The 26097-nt window shown below is 59.9% G+C and carries 28 protein-coding genes; 9 read left to right on the top strand and 19 right to left on the bottom strand.

Annotated elements, in window-relative coordinates:
- Nucleotides 1-13: 13 nt before the first annotated feature.
- The 6 genes from gyrB to rpsT form a co-directional block, all read right to left on the bottom strand.
- Nucleotides 14-2464, bottom strand: a complete 2451-nt coding sequence (gyrB, locus tag Q7V03_RS15765) for a DNA topoisomerase (ATP-hydrolyzing) subunit B (RefSeq protein ID WP_304926549.1) — start codon at nucleotides 2462-2464, stop codon at nucleotides 14-16.
- Nucleotides 2465-2538: 74 nt separating this feature from the next.
- Nucleotides 2539-3165 (bottom strand): LysE family translocator, encoded by a 627-nt coding sequence (locus Q7V03_RS15760; RefSeq protein WP_304926548.1) that lies wholly within the window; start codon nucleotides 3163-3165, stop codon nucleotides 2539-2541.
- A gap of 19 nt (nucleotides 3166-3184) precedes the next feature.
- Nucleotides 3185-4291 carry a DNA replication/repair protein RecF gene (gene recF, locus Q7V03_RS15755; protein WP_304926547.1) on the bottom strand — a complete coding sequence of 369 codons (1107 nt, stop codon included), beginning with the start codon at nucleotides 4289-4291 and terminating at the stop codon, nucleotides 3185-3187.
- Between the two features lie 63 nt (nucleotides 4292-4354).
- Complete coding sequence (gene dnaN / locus Q7V03_RS15750) at nucleotides 4355-5473, bottom strand: DNA polymerase III subunit beta (protein WP_304926546.1); 1119 nt, start codon at nucleotides 5471-5473, stop codon at nucleotides 4355-4357.
- Between the two features lie 121 nt (nucleotides 5474-5594).
- The gene (dnaA, locus tag Q7V03_RS15745) at nucleotides 5595-6968 is read right to left on the bottom strand and encodes a chromosomal replication initiator protein DnaA (protein ID WP_304926545.1); all 1374 of its coding nucleotides are present in this window, start codon (nucleotides 6966-6968) and stop codon (nucleotides 5595-5597) included.
- 636 nt (nucleotides 6969-7604) lie between these two features.
- Complete coding sequence (gene rpsT / locus Q7V03_RS15740; RefSeq protein WP_054008238.1) at nucleotides 7605-7880, bottom strand: 30S ribosomal protein S20; 276 nt, start codon at nucleotides 7878-7880, stop codon at nucleotides 7605-7607.
- A gap of 241 nt (nucleotides 7881-8121) precedes the next feature.
- On the opposite strand from rpsT, the gene Q7V03_RS15735 reads away from it, so the two are divergent.
- The gene (locus tag Q7V03_RS15735) at nucleotides 8122-8889 is read left to right on the top strand and encodes an FkbM family methyltransferase (protein WP_304926544.1); all 768 of its coding nucleotides are present in this window, start codon (nucleotides 8122-8124) and stop codon (nucleotides 8887-8889) included.
- Between the two features lie 51 nt (nucleotides 8890-8940).
- Here Q7V03_RS15735 and Q7V03_RS15730 read toward each other — a convergent pair whose 3' ends face one another.
- Nucleotides 8941-9762, bottom strand: coding sequence for a response regulator (locus tag Q7V03_RS15730; protein ID WP_304926543.1), 822 nt, complete (start codon nucleotides 9760-9762; stop codon nucleotides 8941-8943).
- Between the two features lie 123 nt (nucleotides 9763-9885).
- Between Q7V03_RS15730 and Q7V03_RS15725 the strand changes: the two genes are divergently transcribed.
- From Q7V03_RS15725 to Q7V03_RS15715, 3 genes are read left to right on the top strand one after another with little or no spacing between them, the layout of a single operon-like run.
- Nucleotides 9886-10029: a NepR family anti-sigma factor gene (locus Q7V03_RS15725; protein ID WP_304926542.1), complete on the top strand. Its 144-nt coding sequence runs from the start codon at nucleotides 9886-9888 to the stop codon at nucleotides 10027-10029.
- Nucleotides 10026-10601, top strand: coding sequence for an RNA polymerase sigma factor (locus tag Q7V03_RS15720; RefSeq protein WP_304926541.1), 576 nt, complete (start codon nucleotides 10026-10028; stop codon nucleotides 10599-10601). The genes Q7V03_RS15725 and Q7V03_RS15720 overlap by 4 nt, the downstream gene beginning before the upstream one ends.
- The gene (locus tag Q7V03_RS15715) at nucleotides 10598-12337 is read left to right on the top strand and encodes a sensor histidine kinase (protein WP_304926540.1); all 1740 of its coding nucleotides are present in this window, start codon (nucleotides 10598-10600) and stop codon (nucleotides 12335-12337) included. Before Q7V03_RS15720 ends, Q7V03_RS15715 begins: the two co-directional genes overlap by 4 nt.
- A gap of 86 nt (nucleotides 12338-12423) precedes the next feature.
- Here Q7V03_RS15715 and Q7V03_RS15710 read toward each other — a convergent pair whose 3' ends face one another.
- The gene (locus Q7V03_RS15710) at nucleotides 12424-13227 is read right to left on the bottom strand and encodes a hypothetical protein (RefSeq protein ID WP_304926539.1); all 804 of its coding nucleotides are present in this window, start codon (nucleotides 13225-13227) and stop codon (nucleotides 12424-12426) included.
- A 38-nt stretch (nucleotides 13228-13265) separates the two neighbouring features.
- Nucleotides 13266-13793: a hypothetical protein gene (locus Q7V03_RS15705; RefSeq protein ID WP_304926538.1), complete on the bottom strand. Its 528-nt coding sequence runs from the start codon at nucleotides 13791-13793 to the stop codon at nucleotides 13266-13268.
- Between the two features lie 363 nt (nucleotides 13794-14156).
- Here Q7V03_RS15705 and Q7V03_RS15700 point away from each other — a divergent pair, with 363 nt between their 5' ends.
- The 3 genes from Q7V03_RS15700 (at nucleotide 14157) to Q7V03_RS15690 (ending at nucleotide 16723) form a co-directional block, all read left to right on the top strand.
- Nucleotides 14157-14330: a DUF1328 domain-containing protein gene (locus Q7V03_RS15700; RefSeq protein WP_304926537.1), complete on the top strand. Its 174-nt coding sequence runs from the start codon at nucleotides 14157-14159 to the stop codon at nucleotides 14328-14330.
- A 247-nt stretch (nucleotides 14331-14577) separates the two neighbouring features.
- Entirely contained in the window at nucleotides 14578-15663 is a 1086-nt protein-coding gene (locus tag Q7V03_RS15695; protein ID WP_304926536.1) for a sensor histidine kinase, read from the top strand.
- 154 nt (nucleotides 15664-15817) lie between these two features.
- Complete coding sequence (locus tag Q7V03_RS15690; protein ID WP_304926535.1) at nucleotides 15818-16723, top strand: LysR family transcriptional regulator; 906 nt, start codon at nucleotides 15818-15820, stop codon at nucleotides 16721-16723.
- 45 nt (nucleotides 16724-16768) lie between these two features.
- Here Q7V03_RS15690 and Q7V03_RS15685 read toward each other — a convergent pair whose 3' ends face one another.
- From Q7V03_RS15685 to Q7V03_RS15675, 3 genes are read right to left on the bottom strand one after another with little or no spacing between them, the layout of a single operon-like run.
- Entirely contained in the window at nucleotides 16769-17752 is a 984-nt protein-coding gene (locus tag Q7V03_RS15685; protein ID WP_304926534.1) for an OmpA family protein, read from the bottom strand.
- A 20-nt stretch (nucleotides 17753-17772) separates the two neighbouring features.
- Nucleotides 17773-18480, bottom strand: a complete 708-nt coding sequence (locus Q7V03_RS15680) for a GNAT family N-acetyltransferase (RefSeq protein ID WP_304926533.1) — start codon at nucleotides 18478-18480, stop codon at nucleotides 17773-17775.
- Nucleotides 18477-19196 carry a molybdopterin-binding protein gene (locus tag Q7V03_RS15675; protein WP_304926532.1) on the bottom strand — a complete coding sequence of 240 codons (720 nt, stop codon included), beginning with the start codon at nucleotides 19194-19196 and terminating at the stop codon, nucleotides 18477-18479. Before Q7V03_RS15675 ends, Q7V03_RS15680 begins: the two co-directional genes overlap by 4 nt.
- A 176-nt stretch (nucleotides 19197-19372) precedes the next feature.
- On the opposite strand from Q7V03_RS15675, the gene map reads away from it, so the two are divergent.
- On the top strand, nucleotides 19373-20182 hold the full coding sequence (map, locus tag Q7V03_RS15670) for a type I methionyl aminopeptidase (RefSeq protein WP_304926531.1): 810 nt from the start codon (nucleotides 19373-19375) through the stop codon (nucleotides 20180-20182).
- Between the two features lie 8 nt (nucleotides 20183-20190).
- Here map and Q7V03_RS15665 read toward each other — a convergent pair whose 3' ends face one another.
- The 3 genes from Q7V03_RS15665 to Q7V03_RS15655 are packed head-to-tail and all read right to left on the bottom strand — an operon-like array spanning nucleotide 20191 to nucleotide 22588.
- Nucleotides 20191-20829, bottom strand: a complete 639-nt coding sequence (locus tag Q7V03_RS15665) for an HAD family phosphatase (RefSeq protein WP_304926530.1) — start codon at nucleotides 20827-20829, stop codon at nucleotides 20191-20193.
- Nucleotides 20826-21383 (bottom strand): 16S rRNA (guanine(966)-N(2))-methyltransferase RsmD, encoded by a 558-nt coding sequence (gene rsmD / locus Q7V03_RS15660; protein WP_304926529.1) that lies wholly within the window; start codon nucleotides 21381-21383, stop codon nucleotides 20826-20828. The genes Q7V03_RS15665 and rsmD overlap by 4 nt, the downstream gene beginning before the upstream one ends.
- Nucleotides 21380-22588: an NAD(P)/FAD-dependent oxidoreductase gene (locus Q7V03_RS15655; RefSeq protein ID WP_304926528.1), complete on the bottom strand. Its 1209-nt coding sequence runs from the start codon at nucleotides 22586-22588 to the stop codon at nucleotides 21380-21382. The genes rsmD and Q7V03_RS15655 overlap by 4 nt, the downstream gene beginning before the upstream one ends.
- A gap of 78 nt (nucleotides 22589-22666) precedes the next feature.
- On the opposite strand from Q7V03_RS15655, the gene Q7V03_RS15650 reads away from it, so the two are divergent.
- On the top strand, nucleotides 22667-23155 hold the full coding sequence (locus Q7V03_RS15650) for a peroxiredoxin (protein ID WP_304926527.1): 489 nt from the start codon (nucleotides 22667-22669) through the stop codon (nucleotides 23153-23155).
- A 51-nt stretch (nucleotides 23156-23206) separates the two neighbouring features.
- On the opposite strand, the gene Q7V03_RS15645 is transcribed toward Q7V03_RS15650, so the two are convergent.
- The 4 genes from Q7V03_RS15645 to Q7V03_RS15630 all read right to left on the bottom strand — a co-directional run bounded on the left by Q7V03_RS15645 (nucleotide 23207) and on the right by Q7V03_RS15630 (nucleotide 26058).
- Nucleotides 23207-23572: a 4a-hydroxytetrahydrobiopterin dehydratase gene (locus tag Q7V03_RS15645; RefSeq protein ID WP_370651143.1), complete on the bottom strand. Its 366-nt coding sequence runs from the start codon at nucleotides 23570-23572 to the stop codon at nucleotides 23207-23209.
- 13 nt (nucleotides 23573-23585) lie between these two features.
- Nucleotides 23586-24731: a GNAT family N-acetyltransferase gene (locus Q7V03_RS15640; RefSeq protein WP_304926526.1), complete on the bottom strand. Its 1146-nt coding sequence runs from the start codon at nucleotides 24729-24731 to the stop codon at nucleotides 23586-23588.
- 95 nt (nucleotides 24732-24826) lie between these two features.
- Nucleotides 24827-25597 carry a glycerophosphodiester phosphodiesterase family protein gene (locus Q7V03_RS15635; RefSeq protein WP_304926525.1) on the bottom strand — a complete coding sequence of 257 codons (771 nt, stop codon included), beginning with the start codon at nucleotides 25595-25597 and terminating at the stop codon, nucleotides 24827-24829.
- The gene (locus tag Q7V03_RS15630; protein ID WP_304926524.1) at nucleotides 25597-26058 is read right to left on the bottom strand and encodes a RidA family protein; all 462 of its coding nucleotides are present in this window, start codon (nucleotides 26056-26058) and stop codon (nucleotides 25597-25599) included. The genes Q7V03_RS15635 and Q7V03_RS15630 overlap by 1 nt, the downstream gene beginning before the upstream one ends.
- Nucleotides 26059-26097: the final 39 nt, after the last annotated feature.

The raw sequence follows: 26097 nt of genomic DNA, 5'->3' as shown, positions 1-26097 counted from the left end.
CAGCCGATTTTGGTTACGCGTCCAGATGTTCAACGTTCAGAGCGTTGGCCTGGATGAACTCACGCCGGGGTTCGACGACATCGCCCATCAGTTTGGTGAAGATGTCGTCGGCTTCGGCCAAATCATCGACTTTGACTTGCAGCAGGGTGCGCGCCTCTGGGTCCAGCGTGGTTTCCCAAAGTTGTTCGGGGTTCATCTCGCCCAGACCTTTATAGCGTTGCAGGGTTAGGCCTTTTTCGCCTTCCGCCAAGATCGACTTCAGCAGATCAATCGGGCCGTGCACCAGTTGTTCGCGGTCTTTGCGGGCCAGGCGCGCTGGGTCGCGGTAGTGGTCGCGGGTCTCGCGCGAGATCGCCGCCAGACGGCGGGCTTCGCCAGAGCGCAGAACCGCACCATCCAACGTGCGCAGTTCTTCGACGCCGCGCAGCACGCGCGATAGGCGGATGCCGTGGTCTTGGGTGATCCGACCACTCCATCCCTTTTCATACTCCGGGGCGATCAGGTTCAGGCGGTTGGCGACTGTGGTGGCGACGGCTTGCAGATCGGCGTCGGCTTGGCCCTGATCGAAAGCACCTGCGAGGGCGGCTTGTTCCAGAATACCGCGCGGGTAGTTGGTGGGGAAGCTGTCCAAAACGCGGCGGAACTGGCGCGCGCCGTCGATGACGCGGCGCAAGTCTGCACCCGCGATTTCTTCACCCGTCGGCAGGGCCAAGACGGCGCCTTCGACGCCCATGTCGATCAGGTAATCTTCAAGGGCGGCTTGGTCTTTGATGTAGACCTCAGACTTACCGCGCGCGACTTTATACAGCGGCGGTTGGGCAATATAGAGGAAGCCGCCTTCGATCAGCTGCGGCATTTGCCGGAAGAAAAAAGTCAGGATCAGGGTGCGGATATGCGCGCCATCCACGTCAGCATCGGTCATGATGACGACCTTGTGGTAGCGCAACTTCTTGATATCAAACTCATCGCGGCCAATGCCGGTGCCGAGTGCTGTGATCAGCGTGCCGATTTCTTGGCTGGCCAGCATCCGGTCAAACCGGGCGCGCTCGACGTTCAGGATCTTACCTTTCAGCGGCAGAACCGCCTGATTGGCGCGCGAGCGGCCTTGCTTGGCGGAACCACCAGCCGAATCTCCCTCGACGAGGAAAATCTCGGCCTTCGAGGCGTCTTTTTCCTGACAATCGGCGAGTTTGCCGGGCAGGTTGGAGATGTCCAACGCGCTCTTACGTCGGGTCAATTCACGCGCCTTGCGGGCGGCTTCGCGGGCCATTGCGGCCTCGATGATCTTGCCGACGATGATCTTGGCATTCTGCGGGTTTTCTTCAAACCACTCAGACAGCTTTTCGTTGACCATGCTTTCGACCGCCGGACGCACCTCGGACGAGACCAGTTTGTCTTTGGTTTGGCTGGAAAATTTCGGATCGGGCGCTTTCACCGACAACACGCAGGTCAAGCCTTCGCGGGCGTCATCGCCGGTGAAGTCGATCTTCTCACGTTTGGCGATGCCGGAGGATTGCGCATAGGCGTTGATGGTGCGGGTCAGCGCGCCGCGAAAGCCCGCCATATGGGTGCCGCCGTCGCGCTGCGGAATGTTGTTGGTGAACGGCAGCACCATTTCATTGTAGCTGTCGTTCCACCACATCGCGACTTCGATCACGATGCCATTGCGCTCGCCAATCATATAGATCGGTTCAGCCATGATCGAGGTCTTGGAACGGTCGAGGTATTTCACGAATTCTTTGACGCCGCCGTCATAGTACAGCTCGGTGCGCAAAGGTTCGGCAGGCCGTTCATCTTCGATGATGATCCGTACGCCCGAGTTCAGGAAGGCCAACTCGCGCAGGCGATGCTCCAGCGTTTTGAAGCTGTATTCCAGATTCGAAAACGTGCCGTCAGGGATGTTGGTTTTGGCGGCGGCGAGAAAGCGGACTTCAGTGCCGCGCATCCCCGGCGCAGGGCCAACCTCGTAGACATGCACGACGCATTCGCCATGCTCAAAACGGGCGCGGTATTCGGTGTCGTTGCGCCAGACGGTCAGTTCCAGCCATTCCGACAGCGCATTGACCACAGAGACGCCAACGCCGTGCAAGCCGCCGGAAACCTTATAGGCATTGCCGCTATCGTCGGTGTTGTTGAATTTGCCGCCGGCGTGCAACTGGGTCATGATGACCTCGGCTGCCGAAACGCCCTCTTCCTTGTGGATGTCGACCGGGATGCCGCGGCCATTGTCGCGCACCGAAACGGAACTGTCGGCGTGGATTTTTACCGTCACCGCCGTGGCATGTCCGGCCAAGGCTTCGTCAATGCCGTTGTCGACGACTTCATAGACCATATGATGCAGGCCCGAGCCATCGTCGGTGTCGCCAATATACATGCCCGGACGCTTGCGAACAGCCTCTAAGCCTTTGAGAACTTTGATAGAATCGGCCCCGTAGGAATCCGGCTTTTTCGGCTCATCGGCCATGTGGTTTTCACCCCTTGAATTGTGCCCGACTTATAGCGGCTTGGGGGGGGGATGTCACGCCTTGGGCACAAGATTTAGCGGTTTGACGCCGCAATCACCAGGCCGACGCCGATCAGCAAAATGCCTGAGATCAGATTGAGTTTGCGGATACTTTCCGGGCTGGAGAGCAGTTTGCGGGCGCGGTCGAGAAACAGAGCAAGGCCGAGGTTGCCGAGCATTGGCACCAGCGCAGAGATCAGCAGAATAGCGGCGATGTCGGGGGCTTTGACGCGCGCGAGATCGAAGAACCCCGGCAGCACGCCCATGTAGAACAGGATGGCTTTCGGGTTGCCGATCACCGCCGCCACCCCCACCGCAAAGCCCGCCCACATGCCGGGTTTGGTCATGCGGCCATTGGTGTTGGGGGCTGTGGCAGGCTTGCGGATCAGCAGGATGCCCATCACGACGAACACTCCGACGGCGACCCAGCGCAGGGCGTGCAGGAAATCGGCGTAGACCGAAACGATCCATGTCAGGCCAAAGATCCCCGCCATCGGCCAGATCAGATCACCCAAGGCGACACCTATCGCCAAGGGCCAAGCGCTGGCAAAACCACCCGACAAAGCGCGCGCGGTCAGCGCCACCCAGACCGGGCCGGGGATCACCCACAACAGCGCCATGCCACCTGCATAAAGCATCAGTTCGTACAGTGAAACGGTCATGGTGCGGGCTTTCTGGGGGCTAATGCGGGGCAGCGGGAGGCGCGCCTAAGACCTGCGATATGCCACTCGTCTCGGTCACGGTAAAGCACTGCGCGCGCGCGCCAAGGCTATCAAACAGCGCGGCTTCGGTGCCGGTCATCAGGGCTTGCGCGCCCAAGGCGCAGAGTTCGTCATAAAGGGCTGCACGGCGGTCGGTGTCTAGGTGGGCCGCGACCTCATCCAGCAGCAGGATCGGGGCGGCACCCAGATCGGCCGCCAGCGCGCGGGCATTGGCAAGAATCAGGCTGATCAGCAGCGCCTTTTGCTCTCCGGTGGAGCATTGCTCGGCGGGCACGGATTTGGCCGCGTAAATCGCCGACATATCGCCGCGGTGCGGGCCGATCAGGCTGCGGCCAGCGGCCATATCGCGGCGGCGGTTGTCGGACAGGGCTGCGACCAGATCATCGGCATCAGCGGTGGTGGTCAAGGTCAGATCGGCGCGCGGGAAGGCGGTTTCGGCATTCTGTTGGGCTTGGCGCAGGCGGGTCAGGGCGGCCTGGCGGTTGGCGGTGATCTGCGCGCCAGCAACGGCCATCTGCGCTTCCAAAGCCCCGTACCAATGCGGATCGGTGATCTGATCCTTCAGCAAACGGTTGCGATCGCGCATGGCTTTTTCATAGGCCAGCACTGCGTCGGCATGATCGGGGGCGAAAGACAGCGTCATGCGGTCAAGGAAGCGGCGACGGCCTTCTGCGGCCTCGATCCACAGCCGGTCCATCGCGGGCACCAACCACAGCACGCGGGCAATGCGGCCTAAGGCGGTTTGGGTGGCGGCTTTGCCGTCGATGCGGACAGACCGCGTATCGCCCCCCTCGGCCCAGGTTTCGACCTGATGATCGGCGCCAAAGCCGCGCAGATCGGCGGTGACTTTCCAGCCAAGGCTTTCAGGCTTGCGGGCGATTTCATCCGCGCTCGCGCGCCGCAGGCCCCGGCCGGGGGAAAGCAGGGATGCCGCTTCAAGGATATTGGTTTTGCCCGCACCATTGGGGCCGACAATCGCCACCGGGCGACCATCAAAGCACAGCCGCGCGGTTTTATGGCTGCGGAAATGCGAGAGGCTCAGCGCGGTGATAGCAAGCCCGCTCACGCTGATCCCTTTCATCTTGGCCTAAATACTCTGGGGGTTTGGGGGCTAGCCCCCAAGCGCAGCTTACACGCGCATCGGCATGACGACATAGACCGCCGACATGTCATTGCCTTCGCGCATCAGGGTCGGATCGCCGGAGGAGTTGAACAGGAACACCGCGTTTTCACGGTCTACCTGCGACGCGATTTCCAGCAGGTATTTGGCGTTGAAGCCGATTTCCAGCCGTTCATCGGAATAAGCCACGGCAAGTTCTTCCTCGGCAGCACCGGAATCGGGCGCGTTGACCGAAAGGATCAAGCGGTCTTCATCCAGCGACAGCTTCACGGCGCGGGAGCGTTCCGAGGATACAGTGGCCACGCGGTCCACCGCTTTGGCGAATTCGCTCGCGTCGACTTCCAGCCGCCGGGTGTTGCCGGTGGGGATGACGCGGGTGTAGTCGGGGAAGGTGCCGTCGATGACTTTGGAGGTCAGAGTGATCAAGGGCGTGGCAAAACGGACTTTGGTTTCCGACACCGACACGGCGATGATCGCGGAATCATCGTCGAGCAGTTTCTTCAACTCGTTCACGGTCTTGCGCGGCACGATCACGCCGGGCATGCCCTGCGCACCTTCGGGCAGCGGGGCGTCGATGCGGGCCAGGCGGTGGCCATCGGTCGCAACACAACGCAGGACGGCGCCGACATCGCCGGTCGAGACATGCATGTAGACGCCGTTCAGGTAGTAGCGGGTTTCCTCGGTGGAAATCGCAAACTTCGCCTTGTCGAACAGGCGGCGCAGCACCGGGGCCGGGGCCGAGAAATTCGAAGAATATTCCGAGGTCGCCATCACCGGGAAATCTTCGCGCGGTAGGGTGGCAAGGCTGAAAGTGGAACGGCCTGCGGCAATGGTCAGACGGCCGGTGGCTGCGTCTTCGGTCAAAGCCACCAAAGCGCCATCGGGCAGCTTGCGGATGATCTCGTGCAGCATCACCGCCGAAACCGTGGTGGCCCCGGCGCGTTCGACCATCGCAGGCGCGCGGTCAACCACTTCGATATCCAGATCGGTGGCGCGGAACGACACCGTATCGCCCTCGGCTTCAATCAGCACGTTGGCGAGGATCGGAATGGTGTTGCGGCGCTCGACCACCGATTGCGCTTGTGCCAGCGCCTTAAGCAGAGTTGCGCGTTCGATGCTGATCTTCATTTCGTTCCCCTTGGCGACGCCCCTTTGCAGGGACGCCAAAACTACCCGGTTTTGGCCGGTTCACAAGCATTTTCGGGACTTTGCGGTTGAATATGCAGGCCGTCAAGCCTGCGATCCTCGATTAGGTCTGCAACTGACGCCGCAACAGTTGCAGATCGTCGGAAAGCTGCGAATCGGTGGTCATCAGTTCTTCGATTTTACGCACGCCGTGCATGATCGTGGTGTGATCGCGGCCGCCAAAGCGGCGCCCAATTTCCGGCAGGCTGCGCGAGGTCAATTGCTTGGCGAAATACATCGCCACCTGACGCGGCCGTGCGATGTTGCGCAGGCGTTTCGGGCCGATCATATCCGACAGGCGGATGTTGTAATGCTCGGCAACCTTGCGCTGGATTTCTTCGATGGTCAGCTTGCGATCCGAGGCGCGCAGGATGTCGGCGAGGCAATCTTGTGCCAGTTCCAGCGTGATCTCGCGGCCCACCAATGAGGCGAAGGCGAACAGGCGGGTCAAAGCGCCTTCCAGCACGCGGACGTTGGTGGTGATGCGGTGGGCAAGGAATTCCAGCACCCCGGTTGAGATCGCCAAGCCTTTGTATTGCTGGCGGTAATACTCGGCCTTTTGTTGCAGGATGCCGAGGCGAAGTTCGTAATCTGTGGGGTGAAGGTCCACCACCAAACCGCATTGCAGGCGGGATTTGATGCGGTCTTCCAGATCTTTGATTTCGCCCGGCGCGCGGTCTGCTGAAATCACGATCTGTTTGTTCTGATCAATCAAGGCGTTGAAAGTGTGGAAGAATTCTTCTTGGGTCGAATCCTTGCCCGCGATAAACTGCACATCATCGACCATCAGCACGTCAACCGAGCGGAACAGCTCTTTGAAATCCATGATCTGTTTGTCACGCAGGGCCTGCACGAAGCGATACATAAATTGCTCGGCCGAGAGATACAGCACGCGCAGTTGCGGCTGACGCGATTGCAATTCATGCGCAATGGCGTGCATCAGGTGGGTTTTACCCAAACCGACGCCGCCATAGAGGAACAACGGGTTGAAGGTGACCGGACCCCCTTCGGCAACGCGGCGGGCAGCGGCATGGGCCAACTCATTTGGCTTGCCGACAACGAAGCTGTCGAAGGTAAAGCGGCTGTCCAAGGTCGCACCCGGAAGTTCATCATCCGAGCGGTAACGGCTGGGCTTGACCGCGCGGGCGGGTCTGTCGGCGGCCAGCGGGGCCGCGGGCGCATTGGCGGCCTGCGCTTGCACCGGCACGAAAAACTCGGTCCGACCTGCGGCATGGCCTTCGGCGTTCAGCAAGCCAAGGATATGATCGGAATAGTTGCGCGACACCCAGTCGCCGAAAAACGTTGTCGGCACTTCGAACCGTGCGATGCCATTGATCAGACCAGCCCAGCGCAAGGGCTCGATCCAACTGGTGAAATTGTTCTTGCCGATCCGCTTTGCCAGCGTCTCACGTACCTTGCCCCAGGCCTCTTGCGTCATTGTCTTGTCTTCCCCAAGCGCCTTTCGGAGACCCGATGGCGCTTTCTAGTTGTCCCACGTACCCACGCGGTTCAGCACGACTGTTTCCCCCGGAAAAACACTCAGGTTCGGCAGGTGAAACACCATGCCTGCTTGAGTGTCCCGGCCCGGTGGCGGGGACAAAATTGTGACAGCCGCAACCGGGTGACCCGGTGGCGGTGTTTTATGTCTCTGATGGCCGAATCTCGGCGCAAGCAGTGTAACATTCGGACGACAAAGGATAATTTCAGGTTGTTGTACGCTTGGCTTGGCAGCTGCGCCCCTGATTGTTCTACTTTGACGGCGTCATGTCCCCCAGACGAAGTGAATCGCTTGGTCAAGTTAGCAAGCCGCCGCAGGCCCCCGCAACCGATCTTGTTGCTTGACAGGAGTTTGCTTTCGCGAATCTCCCGGAGCTTGCAATTCGGCAACGCTGCGGGCGGAATGGTTGGAAAATCTGCAGTTGGAATCGGCAAGCTGCTTGTGTTTTCGAAAATCTGGACAGCGGGGGTGACCGATTCTGTGTCGGGGTTTCTGTGTGAAAATGCGATAGGGCGCGGCCTTTCGGCGCGCGCCCTATCGTGACGTCGGGTCAGCTTGGCTGGTCAGCCGCGCGACTTACGCAGCCGGCGTTGCCAGCGCTTTGACGCGCGAGGCCAAACGCGAGATTTTGCGCGACACGGTGTTCTTGTGCATGACACCCTTGGAGACGCCACGCGCCAGTTCAGGCTGAGCGTTTTTCAGCGCCAGAGCGGCGGCGTCTTGGTTGCCGGAAGCCAGCGCTTCTTCAACTTTGCGCAGGAAGGTGCGGATGCGCGAGCGGCGGGCTTTGTTGATGTCTTGACGGGCATCAGCTTGGCGTGCGCGTTTTTTGGACTGGGCAGTGTTTGCCATCGGTATGGTATCCTTGGGGTCAACTTAATTATGTCGCGCAAAAGCCCCAAGGCCCCCTCAGAGATGAAGGGATGATTCTGCCTAGAGCGGGCTCACACGCATGTACCGCAGGCCTATAGGGTAAAGGGCTGCGAAAGGGAACAGCAAATCTACTGGAGCGTCGCGGGCCGTTGACGCTTGGCGCGCTGCGGGTGATGCTGGCCGCAACGATTGCCCGCTTTGACCGAATGGACCCTTGGCCATGGACATGACCCGCCCGCCCGCTCATCTGTCTGCGACGGCTTTGGCGATGATCGCAAGCCCCGATATCTTCACCAATCCGCGCCGCACGCAGGTGACGCGCTCGGTCTATGACGGTGAGCCTATTTTCTTCACCGTGGCTGATCGCAAGGACCGGATTCAGGCGCGCCACGCCAAGGGGCGGTTTTATGAGCCGGAAGAGCTGAAGCTGATCGCGCAGCATTTCCCGCGCGGTGGGGTGTTTTGCGATGCGGGGGCGAATATTGGCAACCATTCGATCTATGCGCTGAAGCTTCTGGGGGCCTCGGTGAGCATCCCGTTTGAACCGAACCCGGTGGCTTATGAATTGTTCCTGTCAAATATGATCCTGAATGGCGTGCTGGATCAGGTGAACCTGTCGACGCTGGGCTATGGCTTATCTGACCGCAGCGATGCGCCTTCGATGAGTCTTGAGGCGCGCGAGAAAAATCTGGGGGCGACGCGGCTGGTGGCGTCGGACGAAGGGAAGATCAGCATGGCCTCGGGCGATGCGCTGCTGGATGGCGCGCGGATTGATTTTCTGAAGGTGGATGTGGAAGGGATGGAAATGGAGGTGCTGCGCGGCTTTGAGCACAGCATCGCCGCCTCGCGTCCGCCGATTTTTCTGGAGGTCGATCATAAAAACAATGACGCGCTGACCGCTTGGGCGGCGGGGCTGGGTTACGGTGTGCTGGTCGAGGGGCGGTTTTTCAAGATGAACCGCAATGTGTTGCTGGGGCCTTTGGGGTAACCAAAAAGGCCGCTACGACGTATCGTGGCGGCCTTCAGAGTCAGGTGAGGATCAGGCGTTTTCCTTGGTCATCAGAGTTTCGGTCGAGGCGAAGAACATTGCCTGACTGACCGCCGAGCGCACCTGTTCTTCGGTGTAGGGTTTGTTGATCAAGAACGCAGGCTCGGGACGGTGCCCGGTCAGTAGGCGTTCGGGGAAGGCGGTGATGAAGATCACCGGGATCTGCTCAAACCCGCCAAGGATTTCGTTCACCGCGTCGATGCCAGAGGAGGCATCGGCCAAGTGGATATCGGCGAGGATCAGGTCGGGCATATCCGCTTTCGCCAAAGCCACGGCTTCTTTGCGCGTGCGGGCAACGCCAGTGATCTGGTGGCCCATCGCCTCGACGATGGCGATGATGTCCATCGCGATGATGGCTTCATCCTCGATCACCATAACGCGGCCGCTGACGGTGCCGGTCATCTCATGCAGGGCGCGCGTGATCAGGCCTTGGGCTTCTTCGGCATCGATTTGCATGATCGCGCCGATTTGGTCCAAGCTGAAGACTTCAATGAAATGCAGCAACAACGCCTCGCGGCTGTTCGGGGTCAATTCGGCCATATGTGCTTGGGCTGCCGCAGACAGGCGGCTGTCGGCTTGTGCTACAGGTGCGCCGGAACTGGCCCAAACCATGTGGAACACGTTGAACAGCGCCACTTTGGCATCGCTTGCATTTGCAATCAGGGCAGGTTCAGCCAAAACTGTCTCCAAAGCGGCCAATGCATACTGATCGCCGCTGGTTTGATTGCCTGTCAAAGCGCGCGCATAGCGGCGCAGGCTTGGCAAATGCAGGGCGACCAGATCGGAAAGATTTGCGCTGGCGTCAGTGTTCATTTTTTTATTCCCTCATGTATTTTCTTGGGAACCAAACGCATGGCCGCGCGTTTGGTTCCCTGAGTGGTACAGGAAATTGTAAAAATGCGAAATCAGGGATCGAAACCTGAGCAGGATGGTCAAGTGGATCAGATCAAGGCTCAAATCGAAGAAAACCTTAAGCGGGTGTACCAGTCGGCTCTGGTTGAAGAGGTGCCGGACCGCTTTAAGCTGTTGTTGCAGCAGTTGAAAGACAAAGAGGCACTGCGGGACGAGGTGCAGAGATGAACCTCGCTGTGGCCGCGGATATTGACCCACGCGACCAGTTGGTCGAGCATCTGCGCCCCTTGCGGGCCTTTGCGATCAGCCTGACGCGCAATGTGACGGCGGCGGACGATTTGGTGCAGGAAACCATTCTGAAGGCTTGGGCCGGTATCGACAAATTCCAGCGCGGCAGCAATTTGCAGGCATGGTTGTTCACCATCCTGCGCAACACCTATTATTCGTCCTTGCGCAAATCCCGTCGCGAGGTTGCCGACCCGGATGGTGTCCATGCCGCCACCCTTAGCGTCAAGCCTGACCACGACGGGCGCATGGCATTCACCGATTTCTTGCGCGCTTTTGATGCGTTGTCGGATGAACACCGTGAGGTGTTGATTCTGGTCGGGGCCTCGGGGTTTACCACAGACGAAGCCGCCGCGATGATGGGTGTGGCGGCGGGCACGGTGAAAAGCCGTGCCAGCCGAGCGCGCAAGCGGTTGGCGCATTTGCTGGGTCTGGCAGAGGGCGAGGGCATGTTCTCGGGGATTGATGCCGTGACCGATGCGGTGATCGGGCGGGCTGCGGCCGCGATGGAATGACAGACCCCGCCACACTACCGCGGTGTTCTGACGCGCGCCCGCCGTTTTATCAACGGCTTGGCGCGCGCTTGGCGTTGATGGCGGCGGTGGCGATGCTGCCGCTGGGGTTTTTGGGTCTGGTGCAATCGCAGGCCGCCAACAGCGAATCCGAACAGCGGGCCAATATGGCGGTTATGGATGAAACCACCCGGGCGGCGGCGCCGGAAATCCGGCTGATCCAATCGACTCAGGTGATGGTGGCGACTTTGGCGCAGAGTGTGGGGCCGGTTCTGGCCGATACTGCCGCCTGTCGACGTCTGATGGCGGCGGTGGCGGCGCAACAGCCTGCGCTGTCCTTGGTGGGCTATGTGCCGCTGTCAGGCAAAATGACCTGCGCCTCGACCATGAAAGACTTTGATTTCTCCACCAATCCGCGGTTTCAACAGGTGGTCAAGCTGGATCACCCTGGCTTTTCGGTCAACCCGAAGGGGCCGGTTTCGGGGGTTTCGGTGCTGGGGGTGTCGCATCCGGTCTATGATGGCACTGGCGCGCGGATTGGGTTTATTTCGGCGTCGATGCCGCATAAGGCGCTTGAGGATGTTGGAATTTTGGTGGCGGATGCCAGCCCGCGTGACCCGTTGGCACTGCTGACCTTTGATAGTGATGGCACGGTGCTGACCTCGTCTGTCGGGCTGACGAGTGCGCCTTTCAGTGTGCCGCTTGATAAAACGCTGAAGGATCTGGCCGAAGGCGGGGCGCAGACGTTCATGGCGCGTACGGTGGGCGGCGAGCCGCGGATTTTCTCGGTGGTGCAGATGGCCGAAGGGTTGTTTGTGCTGGGGTCATGGAGCCAAGCCGAAAGCGTGGTCGTGCTGGGCTATAACATCAGCCCCTATGTGTTTCCGCTGTTGATGTGGCTGGCGGCGATGTGTGTGGCCCTGCTGGGTGCCGAGACGTTGGTGGCGCGCCACATGCGGCATTTGGGCAGCGCTATGACCGCATTTGCGGGCGGGGATCGCAAGCGGGTGGCGCTGGATCTGTCGGGCAGCCCGGCGGAGATCATCGAACTTGGGCGGTCCTATGCGGTTTTGACCGAGACTATCCTGCATGATGAAGCCGAGCTGGAAAACATGCTGCGGCAAAAGGAAATTCTGCTGCGCGAGGTGCATCACCGCACCGGCAACAGTTTGCAGCTGATCGCTTCGATCATGCGGATTCACATCCGGCAGGAGAAATCTGACGCAGTGCGCAGTATTCTGGAAGGGCTGCATGACCGGGTGATGGCGTTGGCGACGGTGCATATGGGGCTGTATGAGACCGCCGGGCAGAAAGACGTCCAGATGGACTCTCTGTTTTCCGGGGTGATCCGGCAGATCAGCGGTATGGGCAAGCAAAGCAGCAAGAAGCCACAGATCGCCACAGATTTTGAGCCGATTCAACTGATCCCGGATCAGGCTGTGCCGCTTGCGCTGTTGTTGACCGAATTGCTGGCCGGGATGCCCGCGAGTGAGACGCAGGTGGGGCAGGTTGAGGTGTCGCTGCGGCTGCTAGACGGTGAGCAAAAGGCGCGGCTGCATATCAAAGGTCCGGCGAGTTTGGGCACGGCTGCCTCGGATCAACCAACGCCTACCGCGATTGGTACCCAGTTGGTGCGCGGTTTTGCCCAGCAGATTGGTGGGGCGGTGAGTGTCGCCAACACACCGGAAGCGGTGGATGTGACGGTGGATTTTCCGATCCGCGAAGGCTTTGAGCCTTAGGCTTTGCTCCGTTGACGGCTGACAAAAAGAAACGTCGCTGTCTTGCGACAGCGACGCCTTTTCGGGCCTGAAAGGCTCAACCTGCGCTACGAGGAGTTACGCAGGCTGCGGCTTCCGGCCAGAATGTCCATCGCATCGTTGGCGCGGCGGCGTTCATGCGCAAGCAGACGCCGGGTTTCTTCCAGCAACCGGTCGCGTTCTTGCGCCAGTTTGCGGTCTTGCGCTGGGCGACGTAAGAAGGCCGCCGAAACTGCGACCCCCAGCGCCAAAGCGGCGCCAGTGATGGCAAACGGGTGATCGTTGATCGCCTTTGCGGTCGAGGTGCGCACGGAAAGTTGCGCCTCATAGGCCGCTTCGCGCGCTGCCAGAATACGATCTTGTGCGGCGGTTGACAGTTGATCCAAGCCCCTTCGCATGGCTTTGCGCACATCACGCGCCAGATCGGCCATCACGGCGGCACGCTGTTTGGCGTATTCAAGACCATCCAGTGCCAGCGCCTCTAGCCCATGCAGGCTGACATTGGCTTGCGCGCGCAAAGCTTCGGCCTCGGCAATCCAGTCGAAATCGTCATCTTCCAGTGGTTGGGTCGGGCCGCCTTCGTCTTCCCACCGGGATTGCGCTTCATAAGCGGTGCCACTGAGGCCATCCGTCTCGGGGGCGGCAGGGGTGCGGCGCAGCAGATACCATGCCAGACCCGCCCCAGCCACCGAGACAAGCACCGGGTTGGCGCGGGCGACATTGCCAAGCGTTTGCGCATGGGTCAGCAGATCACCGCCAATGCCTTGCGAGGTGAAACGATCGCCAAGGGCTGTCAGCGAGGCTTTCAGCGCCGCGCGATCTTTCTGAAGCTGGCGCTCGATCAGGTCGGGTTCAAGATTGTCCATTCGCATCAGGCTCTCCTATTTCGTTGGGCCTATTCTGTGCGGACTCATCCGCGGCGGTTGCGATTGCGGGCCTGCGATTGGATCAAATGCGCGAACGCAAAGCCAAGCACCGCTGCCCCAGCGACGACGGTGCCGGGATGACGGCGCGCGTAAGCTTTGGTGCTGGTGACCAGATCGCTGATCGAGCCTGCGCGCAGATGATCGGCTGCATCCGTCACAGCCTCAACCACTCGGCCCGACGCGGCCCGTGTGCCATCCGCCGCATCATGCAGCGCCTTGGCCAGGCGATCACTGCCATCCGACAGCTTGGATTTGGCCGAACGAAGACCCGATTGCGCTGCATCGCTGAGATCATCCAGACGATCTTCGGCAGCGGCGGCAGCCTCGGCGGCCTGCGCTTTCAGCTTGCGCGCGGCGGTTTGGCCAAGGTCTTTCGTGTCATTCAAAGCCTCGGTCGCCGTGTCGCGCGCCTTGCGGCTCATCTGCGATACTTTATCGGTCGCATTGTCGACAGCCTCATCTGCGGCGTTTTTTGCGTGCGAGACGGTGTCTTTCAGGGTGTTCGCGTTCATCATCTGTCCTTTGTCTCATAGCGGCCGGGCGTCTGGAGGCCCCAGATTGTCAGGCAGCAGATCCAGTTTTAAATCTCAGCAGCAAGACCAGCCCTGCCGCCGGGATACGGGTTGGCTCAGGTCTGGGCGCGAAACCCATAGCTGTGCCGTCATCGCATCTCTGCCGGAACAACGCAGGTGGCCTGAGCTTGGTTCCCGAAAAAATCGGTCAGATGAAAATGCTGCAGTTTGTCCATTTTGCGGGATCGTAAGCCAGCCGGGAACCAGAAGCTGCGGCGCGGGTTGGTTCACCATGATATCCACGACAGTCCCTGCAACGTGCCGTTTAATTGTAGAGCTGCCAAATCTTACAGGAGAAACACCATGCTGAGCTGGGCCCTGACTTTCCTTGTCGTCGCATTGATTGCAGCCGCTTTGGGCTTTGGTGGCATCGCAGGCACCTCTGCCGGTATCGCTAAGATCCTGTTCTTCATCTTCATTGCCTTGTTCGTGATTTCGCTGATTGCGCGGCTGTTGAACGGCAAATCGCGACTCTGACGGGGTTTCCGACCCTCCCTGCCTTCTTCTCCCTGAAGGCCACCTCAGACCGCAGGTTCGCCCTGCGGTCTTTTTTTGCGTATTTCAGAGTATTTCAGCGAAGTGTGGCCTGCACACATGACTCCGCCAACAGTTCACGTGAACCGTTTCCAAAGCAAATATAGGGTATTTTCAAGTGGCAGATTTTATCCCATTTATGCGGCAGGACGCGTATGTGACGCGGCGGTAGATACGAGGTAATCGGGCAATGGATTTGATCGAAACCCCCTCACAGGTTTGGCCGACCCAAGGCGATGCGCCGCAGGGTATGTTGGCGCGGGTCACCGAGATGACGCTGGCCAAGCGCAGCCTGTGGTATGAGATTGTTTTCTCGGGCAGCGCTTTTGCACTGGCTTTGTATATTCGTTTTATCTCTGATCCGATGCTGCCACCCGGCTTTCCGTTTCTGACCTTCTTTCCAGCGGTGTTGCTGAGTTCGGCTTTCGCTTCGGTGCGGGCCGGGGTCGTGGTGGCGGTGGCCAGTGGTTTGGCCGCGCGCTATTTCTTTATCGCTCCTGTCGAGAGCCTCAGCCTGAACGGCGCATCTGCGGTGGCGATGGGGTTTTACGCGTTGGTTGTGCTGACCGAGATTTTGCTGATCAGTGCGGTGAAGCAGGCATTGCTGCGGCTAAGGGCGGCACAACAGCGTAGCGCTGATCTGGCAACATCCAGTGCGCTGATGTTTTCAGAATTGCAGCATCGGGTGTCGAATAATCTGGCGACGGTGGCGGCGCTGTTGCGGCTTCAGGCGGGGCAGACCAGCGATGCCGCGGCCAAGCAGGTGCTCTCGGTGGCGCAGGTGCGGATTGATACGATCGCGCGGCTGCAACGGCGACTGCATTCACCGAACCTTCAATCGGTTGCTGTGGCGGATTTCATCCGCGATATGGCCGCCGACACCATCGATTCGGCTGGTGCGGGGGCAAATGTAACGCTGAAATTTCAGCTAACACCGGTGCAGGTAGCGCATGAAAAGGCGATTCCGCTGGGGTTGATCGTCAGCGAGTTTCTGATGAATGCGGCAGAGCATAGTACGGCAGCGCAGGACAGCGCCTCAGAGACGGTGGTGATAACGATCTTACTGTCGCAAGAACCGACCGAGACCGAAACGCATCTGGTGACGCTAGATGTGCATGATTCTGGCAAAGGCGTGCCCGAGGGCTTTGATGTGGAAACCTCGAAAAGCCTAGGGATCAGCATTGCGCGGCAGTTTGCCTTGCAGTTGTCGGGCAAGTTGAGCCTGTTCAATGCGCCCAATGGCGGAGTCATTTCGCGGCTACAGTTTGAGAATTAAGGCAGCTTAACGCTGTCAATCCCTTGTTCCGCTGTTTCCTCTCCATCAACGATGCGCAGTAATACCCCGGATAGAACGCAAGTGCGCCCCGATCCTGCCCGATTTGGCGATCAATCAGGTCACATCTGCCCACTCTGCTCGCTTGGGGAAAACAATGGACCGACTCACTGAAATGGAAGCTTTTGCCACGGTCGTAGACCAAGGCGGCTTTACTGATGCTGCAAAGAAGATGGGGATTTCGAAATCTGCCGTTTCGAAACACGTCTCTGCGCTGGAGGCCCGCCTTGGTGCGCGGCTTCTGAACCGCACCACCCGCCGTGTCTCTCCAACAGAGATCGGCCTGGCTTATTACGACCGCGCCCGGCGGGTTTTGAACGATGCGGGCGAGGCCGATGCTTTGGTGACCTCGATGCAATCGGCACCTTCGGGCCTGCTGCGGATCTCGGTTGCCACGGATTTTGGCGTCAACTTGCTGTCGCCGATTTTGGGGGATTTCCTGCTGGAATACCCTGACATTACCGTCAACATGGTGCTGAACAACCGCTATGTGGAGCTGATTTCTGAGGGCTTTGATATGGCCATTCGGGTTGGCGACCTAGAGGACAGCAGTCTGCGCGCCCGCAAGCTGACCGACACCACGAAACGCATGATCGGCAGCCCGTCGTATTTCCAGAAATATGGCCGACCGTTGAAAATTGACGATCTGAACGATCACAAGCTGCTGCATTATTCCAACCAAGCCAACGGCAATGTGTGGAAAGTCAGCGCCCCCTCGGGTGAAAAGCGGCAAGTGCGCACGGCGGGATGGCTGACGGTGAACGATGGCCAAAGCCTGCTGAATGCGGCGATTTCCGGGCTGGGCATCGCTTATCTGCCCAGCTTTCTGTACGCCGATGCGATGAAAAACGGTCAGGTCGAAGAAGCCATTCCCGGCCTGCCGGTGGAAACCCTTGGCATCTATGCGGTCTATCCGCCGGGGCGCTTCACTCAGCCGAAAGTACGCGCTTTCATCGACTTCCTGGCGCGCCGCTATCTGGATAAGGGTCCGGATATCTGGTGAGATCCGGCTTCAAGCGCCAACACAGGTTTGTAAATGGTGCGATGGTTACTCTGGGGTCGAGGTGAGCACCACCTCGACCCTTCGGTTTTGTTGCTGGCCCTCGGGGCTCAGGTTGCTGGATCGCGGCGCAAGCGGGCCGACGCCATTGGCGCTGACTTGGCCCGCCGCTACGCCATATTGCGCGATCAGGTTTTGCCGCACGCTGGCCGCGCGTTTTTTCGACAGTGCGATGTTGCTGGCAAGCCCGCCCGAAGCATCGGTATGACCGACCAGCATGACACCTTTGGTCGGATTGGCCTGCAACCAACCCGCCAGTGCGGTAAGCGACGCATAAGTGCCGTCGGCGAGCGTAGATGACCCCGAGGCGAACACCAGATCCTCCAGCACCAGCGACTGGCCAAGATCGAGTGTTTTGGCCAGATCGGGGCTGGTTTCGGGCGCGGTGGGTTTCAGCGCGAAGGTGGCGGGCTTCGGTAGTTCGGTCGATTTGGTCGAGGTTGCCAGTTGCGCCACCGCCGCGCCGCCAATCCGGGTCAGTTGCACAAAGCCGTTTTCGGGCGATTTGCTGACCATCAGGCCGAGGTATTCTTTGCCGTGTTGCCCGCCGCGTTCCGCCGCCAGATAGCGAAAATCGCCCAGATCGACATGCATGTCAGGTTCGGCCGCCACCTCGGTGCCATAGCGAAAATCATAGCCGCCGCAGGCTTCGGTCTCACATTCAAAGACCACCTTGAAGCCCGCCGCCGCGATCTGCGCGCGCAGGGTCTGGATCAGCTCCAACGTCGAAGCCCCCGGCACGGCGATACGCCACGCGGTTTGATCTAGGTTGCCTTCGGTCAGTTCGGTGGCAATCGCACCGCTTTGATAGGGCCCCACGGCAAGGCGGAACGAGGCTAAAGCCTCTGTGCGTTGCAAGGTTGTCTCGGAGGGGCCGGGGAATTGCAGGTTTAACAGCGGTGCCGCCTGTGTCGATGTGGCTGATAGGACGGCGGCAAGGCAAAACGCCACTCGGCGTGGGTACGTTTTCATAGGTCTGGCCTCAGCTGGGCTCATTTCTGTCGATAGTGATACTGTCCCACAGCCTGCATCCCCAAGGAAGCATAAAGCCTGCGGGCCGGGTCATTGGCGACGGTCACCACCAAAGACAGCGTATCTGCTCCATTATTTTGCGCCCAAGCCGCCGCTGCCCGCAAGATGTTGTGCGCGGAACCCTGCCGACGTTGGCTGGGCGTGACCTCTAACGCGTGCAGCATGGCGATATTGTCATGGATCGCCACAAACGCGGTACCGGCTGCGCGATCCTGTGCGCGGGCAAGGATGGTGGTTTTCGGACCCTGCACCCTTTCCATCACCGCCAGTCGCGCCGGGCCAATGCCGCCCTCGGCCCACAGATCAGCGGCAATCGCCATCGGCGGCCAATGCGGAAAAGTGGTTATAGCATCGGGTGCCTGCGGCAACGTCGCAAGCGGGGCCGCATAGGCCACCACCGGATCAACGATGCGATAGCCGCGTGCCATCAACGCCTGATCAAGCAAGCCATCGCCGTCGCGGATCAAAAACAGCGCGGGTTGATCCAGTGCCGCCATCGCGGTTTCGGCCTGCGAAATATCGGTGTCTTGCCAATCGCCCTCGGCTGTGGCGGCAGAGACGCGTTTGCCGCCGCCCAAGCCGTTGCGAATGGTCCATGGCCCCTGCCGCGTGGCAGAGGCTGGCCCCCAAGTGGCTTCCATCACCGCCAAAAGCAACTCAGGCGTCATCCAAACAACTCCGTCAACCGCAGCATCGCGGCGCTGACCCGGCCGGGATCGGTGCCCCGGATCACCAAATTGGTGCCATACGCGCCGTTCTGGGTGAAGGGATATGAGCCCATCGACAAATCGGGAAATGCGGCAGCCAAAGCGCCGAAATCGGCGGCAATTTCGCCCTCACCACGCAAGACTCGCAGGTTTTGGCTTAGCAGTGGCGGGCCGCCGGTGAGGGTGGGCAGAACCGAGGCCAGCATGGATTCGAATATCTTTGGCACCCCGGCCATCACATGCACGTTTTGCAGCGTGAAGCCTGGCGCAATCGAGACCGGATTTTCGATCAGCACCGCGCCGTCGGGGATCCGCGCCATGCGCTGCCGCGCCTCGTTGAACGGCAGGCCTTGGCGTTCATAATGCGCAGACATCAGCGCCATCGCATCGTCGCGGTGGCTGATCGGGGTCTGAAACGCGGCTGCAACGGCATCGGCGGTGATGTCGTCATGCGTTGGACCAATGCCGCCCGATGTGAACAGATGGTCATATTTGCCGCGCAACGCGTTCACCGCAGCCACGATCTCGGCATGATCATCCGCCACCACCCGCGCTTCGGCCAGAGTGATGCCGTGCTTGGTCAGCTCGCAGGCGATGTGATGCAGGTTGGAATCGCGGGTGCGGCCCGACAGAATTTCATCGCCGATCACCAGCATCGCGGCTGTGGGGTTGGGCATGTGGGCGCTCCTTCTTTCATGCGGAACCATAGGCCAAAGCTGGGGCAACAGGCCAGAGGGCTGTCTTCACAGATTGGGGACCTTCACAGATCGGCCACGCGGGCCAATGCCGCGCACTCCACCTCTGGCAAAACCGCCGTGCATCGCCTATTTAGGGCCAAACTGGAGGATTACCCGTGGAAGATATCCGTGGTCGCGTCACCAAGAATGGCATCCGCATCTATGAAGATGCGGATTTCGCAGGCATGCACGCGGCTGGCCGATGCGCCGCTGAAATTCTTGATATGGTTGCAGAATATGTCAAGCCGGGTGCGACGACGGCGATTATTGACGATTTCATCCGCGAGGAGATTGAGCGCCGTGGGGTGATTTCCGCGACGATCGGCTACAAAGGCTATCAGCATGCCTCCTGCATCAGCGTCAATCATGTGGTCTGCCACGGCATTCCGGGCGCTAAGGTGTTGGCGGATGGCGATATTCTGAACGTTGATGTCACGGTGATCGTTGACGGTTGGTTCGGCGATACCAGCCGAATGTATGTCGCAGGCGCAGTTCCGCGCAAAGCTGAACGGCTGATTGAGATCACCCACGAGTCGCTGATGCGGGGCATCGCGGCGGTGAAGCCGGGCAATACCTTTGGCGATATTGGCTATGCGATTCAAAGCTTTGTCGAACTGAACCGCATGTCGGTGGTGCGCGATTTCTGTGGCCATGGGCTGGGTCGGGTGTTCCACGCGCCGCCGAATGTGCTGCATTACGGGCGTCCGGGCAGCGGGGCGGTGCTGGAGGAAGGCATGATTTTCACCATTGAGCCGATGGTTAATCTGGGCCGCCCCGAAACCAAAGTGCTGGCCGATGACTGGACGGCGGTGACGCGTGACAAATCTTTGTCGGCGCAGTTTGAACATTCGGTTGGGGTGACCGCGACGGGATGCGAGATTTTCACTTTGTCCCCGGCAGGCAAGTTTCACCCGACTTGGGGTTGATCGCCGGATTAAAGCCCCAGCAAGACGGGTAAGTCTTTCATATCGTTGAAAAGCACGGCCCCCACTGTGGCCAGTGCCGCGTTGCCATCCGGCGCGTAGCCCATGCAGCGCATCCCGGCGGCTTGGGCCGCACGCGCCCCGGTTGGGCTGTCTTCGATCACAACGCAGTCGCTGGGATCAACGCCTAAAGCCACTGCGGCATGCAGGTATAGGTCGGGCGCGGGCTTGGGTTTTCCCAAAGTTTGCCCCGAAAACAACCCCTTAAAGCGCGCGATCAATCCGTGCTGCCCCAAGGTGATCTGCATCTTTTCCGCTGACCCATTCGAGCCCATCGCATAGGGAATCCCCGCCGCGTCCAGCGCATCCAGCACGGCCAAAATCCCCGGCACCAGCGGCGTGCCCAGCCGCAGTTGCGCATAAAGCCGGGTGTAGAAAACGTCGCACCAATCGGCGGGCAGCTTTGCGCCCATCACATTGGCTTTCTCGCGCAGGCCTTGCAGGGTCATGCCAAGGAAGATGTGATGCAGGGTTGCGACCGGCATTGGCAAACCGTGCCGCGCAAGGTCGGCAGACAGCAGATCAAACAGCATCGGTTCACTGTCAACGACCACGCCGTCACAGTCGAAAATCACCGCTTTGGGGGTCATGCCGGGGCTTTCAAGATAGTGACAAGGGTGTCGCCGTATTTGCGTTGATCCAGGAATTCAAATCCGGCAGGAGGGACGGGCTTGGTGCTTTCCTCCCAGATAACAAGGGCTTCTGGGGCGAGCCATAGAGTCAGGGCGGTTAATGCCAACTCTCCCATCGCCTTGCCATAGGGTGGGTCAAGGAAAATCACCTCAAAAGCCGCGCCGGGGTTCAGGCCGGGCTTGGTGGCATCGCGGCGCAGGATTTCACAGCGATCTTCCGTCCGCATCAGCGCGATGTTGCGCTTTAGCAGGGGGGCAGCCGCCGCCCCGTTTTCGAGAAATGTCGCCGAGGATGCCCCCCGCGACAGCGCCTCTAGCCCCAGCGCGCCGGTACCCGCAAACACGTCCAGCACGCGGGCATTTTGCAACGGATTGCCATAACCACCATTGATCAGCAGGTTGAAAATCGACTCGCGCACGCGGTCTGAGGTGGGGCGCAGATGCGCTTGTGCGTCACCGACCCCCACCCGAGTCAGATGCAGGCCCCGCGCGCTGCCGCCGATGATTCTCATGCTTTCAGGAGGGCTTTCAGTTCGGTTGCAGGGTTTTCTATTGCCGCCTTAGATGGCGATTTCCCGCTCTCGATCAATCGCTTGCCCACCATATAAGCGCGCGGATCGTTCATCGCATCGACAGCAAGCAGAGTATCGCCCTGAAAATACCAGAAGCTGACGCAGTCGCCATCCGGCCCACGCGTGACGATGTTGTCATAGCCGACATTCAGGCCCGCAATCTGCAGTTTGCAATCGTATTGATCCGACCAAAACCATGGTTGGGCTTCATAAACCACGCCCGCGCCCATGATGTTTTCGGCCACGGTTTCGGCCTGATGGATCGCGTTGCCCACCGATTCCAGCCGCCAACGACCTCCCTTGTGTGGAAAGCTGGCGCAATCGCCCGCTGACCAGATATGCGGGTCCGAGGTGCGGCCGAATTCATCGGTTTTGATGCCGTTCTCAATCGCCAGACCTGCTGCTTCCGCTAGCCCCGAGCCGGGAAGAATCCCAACACCCGCGATGATGAAATCGGCGGGGAGTTCCGTGCCATCGCTCAGCCGCACGCCCGAGACGCGGTCTTCGCCCAAAATCTTCTCCAATCCGGTGGATTCAAGCACTTTCACCCCATGTGCGGTATGCAAAGCCCGGAAATAATCGCTGGTTTCCGGTGCCGCCACCCGTTGCAGGATTCGCGGTGCCATCTCGACCACGGTCACATCAAGGCCAAGTTTCGCGCCAACCGCTGCCGCTTCAAGCCCAATATAGCCGCCGCCAATCACCACCAAACGCCGTCCGGCTGCGAATTCGGGCTTCATCGCATCCACGTCCGCCAGACTGCGCACGGTGTAAATTCCGGCCAGATCGCCGCCGATATTGCTGGGCAAACGCCGCGGATAGGATCCGGTGGTCAGCACCAACTCGTCATAGGAGATCACATCATTGCCGATCATCACCTTGCGGGTGATCGGTTCAATCGCCGAGACTTTATCACCTAATTTCAAGGTGATGTTGTGTTCGGTGTAGAAATCCGGGCCACGCAGCCACAGGCGTTCTTCCTCCATCTCGCCCAGCAGATAGGCCTTCGACAAAGGCGGGCGCTGATAGGGTGGTGCGGTTTCATCCCCGATCAAAGTGATGCTGCCCTGATGCCCTAATGCGCGCAGTTTGGCCACCAAGGCGGCCCCGGCCTGTCCGGCCCCGATTACAACGACGTCCGTCATGTGCGCTCCCTCTGGTCGAATGTTCGCGCGGACCCTATATCCGGCAGGACAGGTAACGCAACGCGAGAGGGATAGATTATGACGATTTCTGTTGGGACCAAACTGCCGGATGTTTCTGTGCAAGTTATGGGCGGAAATGGGCCGGAGGCGGTGTCACTGGCGTCAAGGCTGGCCGGGCGCAACGTGGTGATCTTCGGGCTTCCCGGCGCGTACACCGGCACCTGCACCACAGCACATGTGCCCAGTTTCATCCGCACCAAGGAAAAATTGGCGGCCAAAGGTGTGGATGAGGTGATCTGTCTCTCGGTCAACGATGCGTTTGTGATGAAGGCTTGGGGTGATTCGACCGGGGCTAATGCCGCAGGGATCACCATGGCCGGTGATGTTGATGCGGGCTTCACCAAAGCGATTGGCATGGAGTTTTCGGTGCCCGCCATTGGCTTTTTTGACCGCTCCAAGCGTTACGCTTTGTATGCAGTTGATGGTGTGGTGAAGGTGCTGCACGCCGAAGAAAATGCCGGTCAATGCGATATCTCCGGCGGCGAAGCAATGTTGGCGGCAATCTGATATGATATGTGACTTTGCATTCGTATTGACGTGAATGCAAAGTCACAAACTCTATACGATCCGGTTTGCGTGGGTTTCGCACAGGCAGGAAATCGGCTCGGAATGATTGTGAACCACCTCTGCTTCGCCGGCAATTTTGTCCATCTGCTTGGCCAAGGTGATATCCAAAGCTGACAGACCCTTGCAGTCATGGGTGACAAGCGTGACATCGACGATGTTGTATTTGTTTGACCATTCCGGGTGATGGTTCAGCTTTTCTGCCGCCAAAGCAGCGCGGGTCATAAAACCCCAAGCTTCAGAAAAGTTCTTGAATTTCCATACCTTGCGGATCGCATCGCGGTCTGGAACCGCCCCCCATCCGGTTTCACCCAAAGCGGGCAAAGCGACGCGGTCTTCGGTGCTTAAGAGTTCAGCCATGGTGCTTTTCCTTTCAATCTTCCGAGTTTACCCGGCGGAACGGGCCGTAAGCGGTCAGCACTTCAATTTCCTCGTCCACCGCGCGGCGTTCTTCCACAAGATACCGCGCCACGGCATCACGGAAAGACCGATCCGCAATATAGTGCAGCGAATGCACCGGCATCGGCAGATAGCCGCGCGCCAGTTTATGTTCGCCCTGCGCGCCCGCCTCTACCCGCGATAGGCCGTGGCTGATCGCCCAGTCGATGGCTTGGTAGTAACAAAGTTCAAAATGCAGACAGGGGTGGTCTTCGGTGCAGCCCCAATAGCGGCCATACAGCGTGTCACGACCAATGAAGTTCAGCGCCCCAGCGACCGGGGTTTCGCCGTTAAAGGCCAGCACCAGCAGCACATCGTCGCGCATGTTGGCTTGGATTTCATCGAAAAACGCGCGGGTTAGATAGGGCGTGCCCCATTTGCGGCTGCCAGTGTCTTGGTAGAAAATCCAGAACGCATCCCAATGCTTGGGTTCGATCTGATCTCCGGTCAGGCTGCGGATGGCCAGACCGCTGGCGCGGGCGGTTTCGCGTTCCTTGCGGATCATCTTGCGCTTGCGGCTGGAGAGATCGGCGAGGAAATCATCGAAGCCCGCGTAACCACGATTTTCCCAATGAAACTGTTGGGTGATCCGGTGCAGCATGCCGTGCTTGCCCGCCAGAGACTCCGCCTCATCCGGCGTACAGAAGGTGATGTGCAGGGAGGATAGATTGTTTTGATCGGTGATGCCGATGGCGGTTTCCAGCAAGGTCTCGCGCAGGGCCGGATCGCCCAGAAACCGTCGGCCAGAGGCGGGGGTAAACGGCACGGCGGCTTGCAGTTTCGGGTAATAGCTGCCGCCGGCGCGTTCCAGTGCCTGCGCCCAACCGTGATCGAAGATGTACTCACCCTGACTGTGGGACTTGACGTAAAGCGGCAGCGCGGCGACGGGGGCTTGATCGCGCAGGATCAGCGGGCGCGGTTGCCAGCCGGTGCCTTTGCCGGTGGAATGCGAGCGATCCAGCGCGGATAAAAACCGATGGGTGGTGAAAGGGTCAAGCGGGCGACCGGGTTCGGGGCAGGCGAGCGCATCCCACTCTGCCGCCGTCACGTCAGACATGCCGTTGAGAAGCTCTGCTTGCATCATTCGCCTGTGTTCACGCTAAGGATGGGGACCGTTTGCCCCCAGACCCGATGGGTATTTCTGCTGCTGAGAAGATGGGTTGGGGGTCGATTTCGTCAAGCGGGCAGGGCGGCGGCGTAGGTTTCAAAGGTGATATTCTGCGCGATTTTGCGGGCTTCGGCCTCAGCCGCGGGGCTGCGGATCGTCCAGCATAAAATTGCGGCACCTTGGGATTTTAGCTCAGCCACGCGGGGGCGGCTCAGGTCGGCAGCTTGGTGGCTGATGAAGCTGGAGAGGGTACGGTCGTAATCGGGGATGTCGCGCAGGCGGTCGCAGGTTGCGGGGGCGAGGGGTGCCCAGTCGGTGGGATCATAGGCCGAGGTGGTCAGGCCGCGCGGGATTTGTGGCGCGAGGCGGGCGATATGGGCGATGGAATGCGGGTTGAACGACATCACGGCTGCGGGGCCTTGGTAGGGTGCAAGCTGCACGGCAGTTGCAGCCTCAAGTCGGCCATCAGTGTCGGACATGGTGTCGGTCTGGTCTTTGATCTCGATCAGCAGGGTGGTGCGGCCTGCGACAAGGGCGAGGATTTCGGCTAGGGTCGGGATGGTTTCTTCGCTGTCGCGCAGTTTGATCTGGGTAAGTTCGGCGGCGGTGTGGTGTTTGATCAGGCCGGTGCGGGTGGTGAGGCGATCCAGCGCCTCATCATGGAACACCAGTGCGACCCCATCGCTGGAGAGTTGCAGATCAATCTCGATGCCGTAGCCTGCCGTGATCGCAGCCATGATCGCGCCGCGAGAATTCTCGGGGCGACCCAAACCACGGTCATGATAGGCGCGGTGAGCGAGGGGGGCGGTCAGGAAGGCCGCAGGCAGGGGGACGCGCATCAGTTGATCTCGAAGATGCCTTCGATTTCCACCGCGACGCCGAAGGGGAGCGAGGCGGCTGAAACGGCGGAGCGGGCGTGGCGGCCTGCGTCACCCAAGGCTGCGACGAGGAAATCGGATGCGCCGTTGATCACCTTGGGTTGGTCGGTGAAATCGGCGGTGGAGTTGACGAAGCCGACCAGTTTCACCGCCCGGACGACGCGGGAAAGATCGCCGCCGCAGGCTTTCTTCAGCTGCGCCAGCAGCGAGATCGCGCAGGCTTTGGCGGCTTCGGCCCCAGCCTCAACCGTCACATCGGCGCCAAGTTTGCCTTTGATCAGGCCAGCCGAAGTTTGGCTGATCTGGCCCGAGATATGGACGAGGTTTCCGACCTGCACGAAGGGGACATAGTTCGCAGCCGGGGCGGGGGCGTCGGGGAGGGTGACGTTAAGCTCGGCGAGGCGGGATTCGATGCTGGACATTTTCGGCTCCTGACGGGTTTTGCGGCAGGCTACCTGTGG

The organism is Cypionkella sp., assembly GCF_030652235.1.
Taxonomy (GTDB): domain Bacteria; phylum Pseudomonadota; class Alphaproteobacteria; order Rhodobacterales; family Rhodobacteraceae; genus Cypionkella.
The sequence above is the reverse complement of the archived record's forward strand: the minus strand, read 5'-3'. Positions and strand labels throughout refer to the sequence as shown.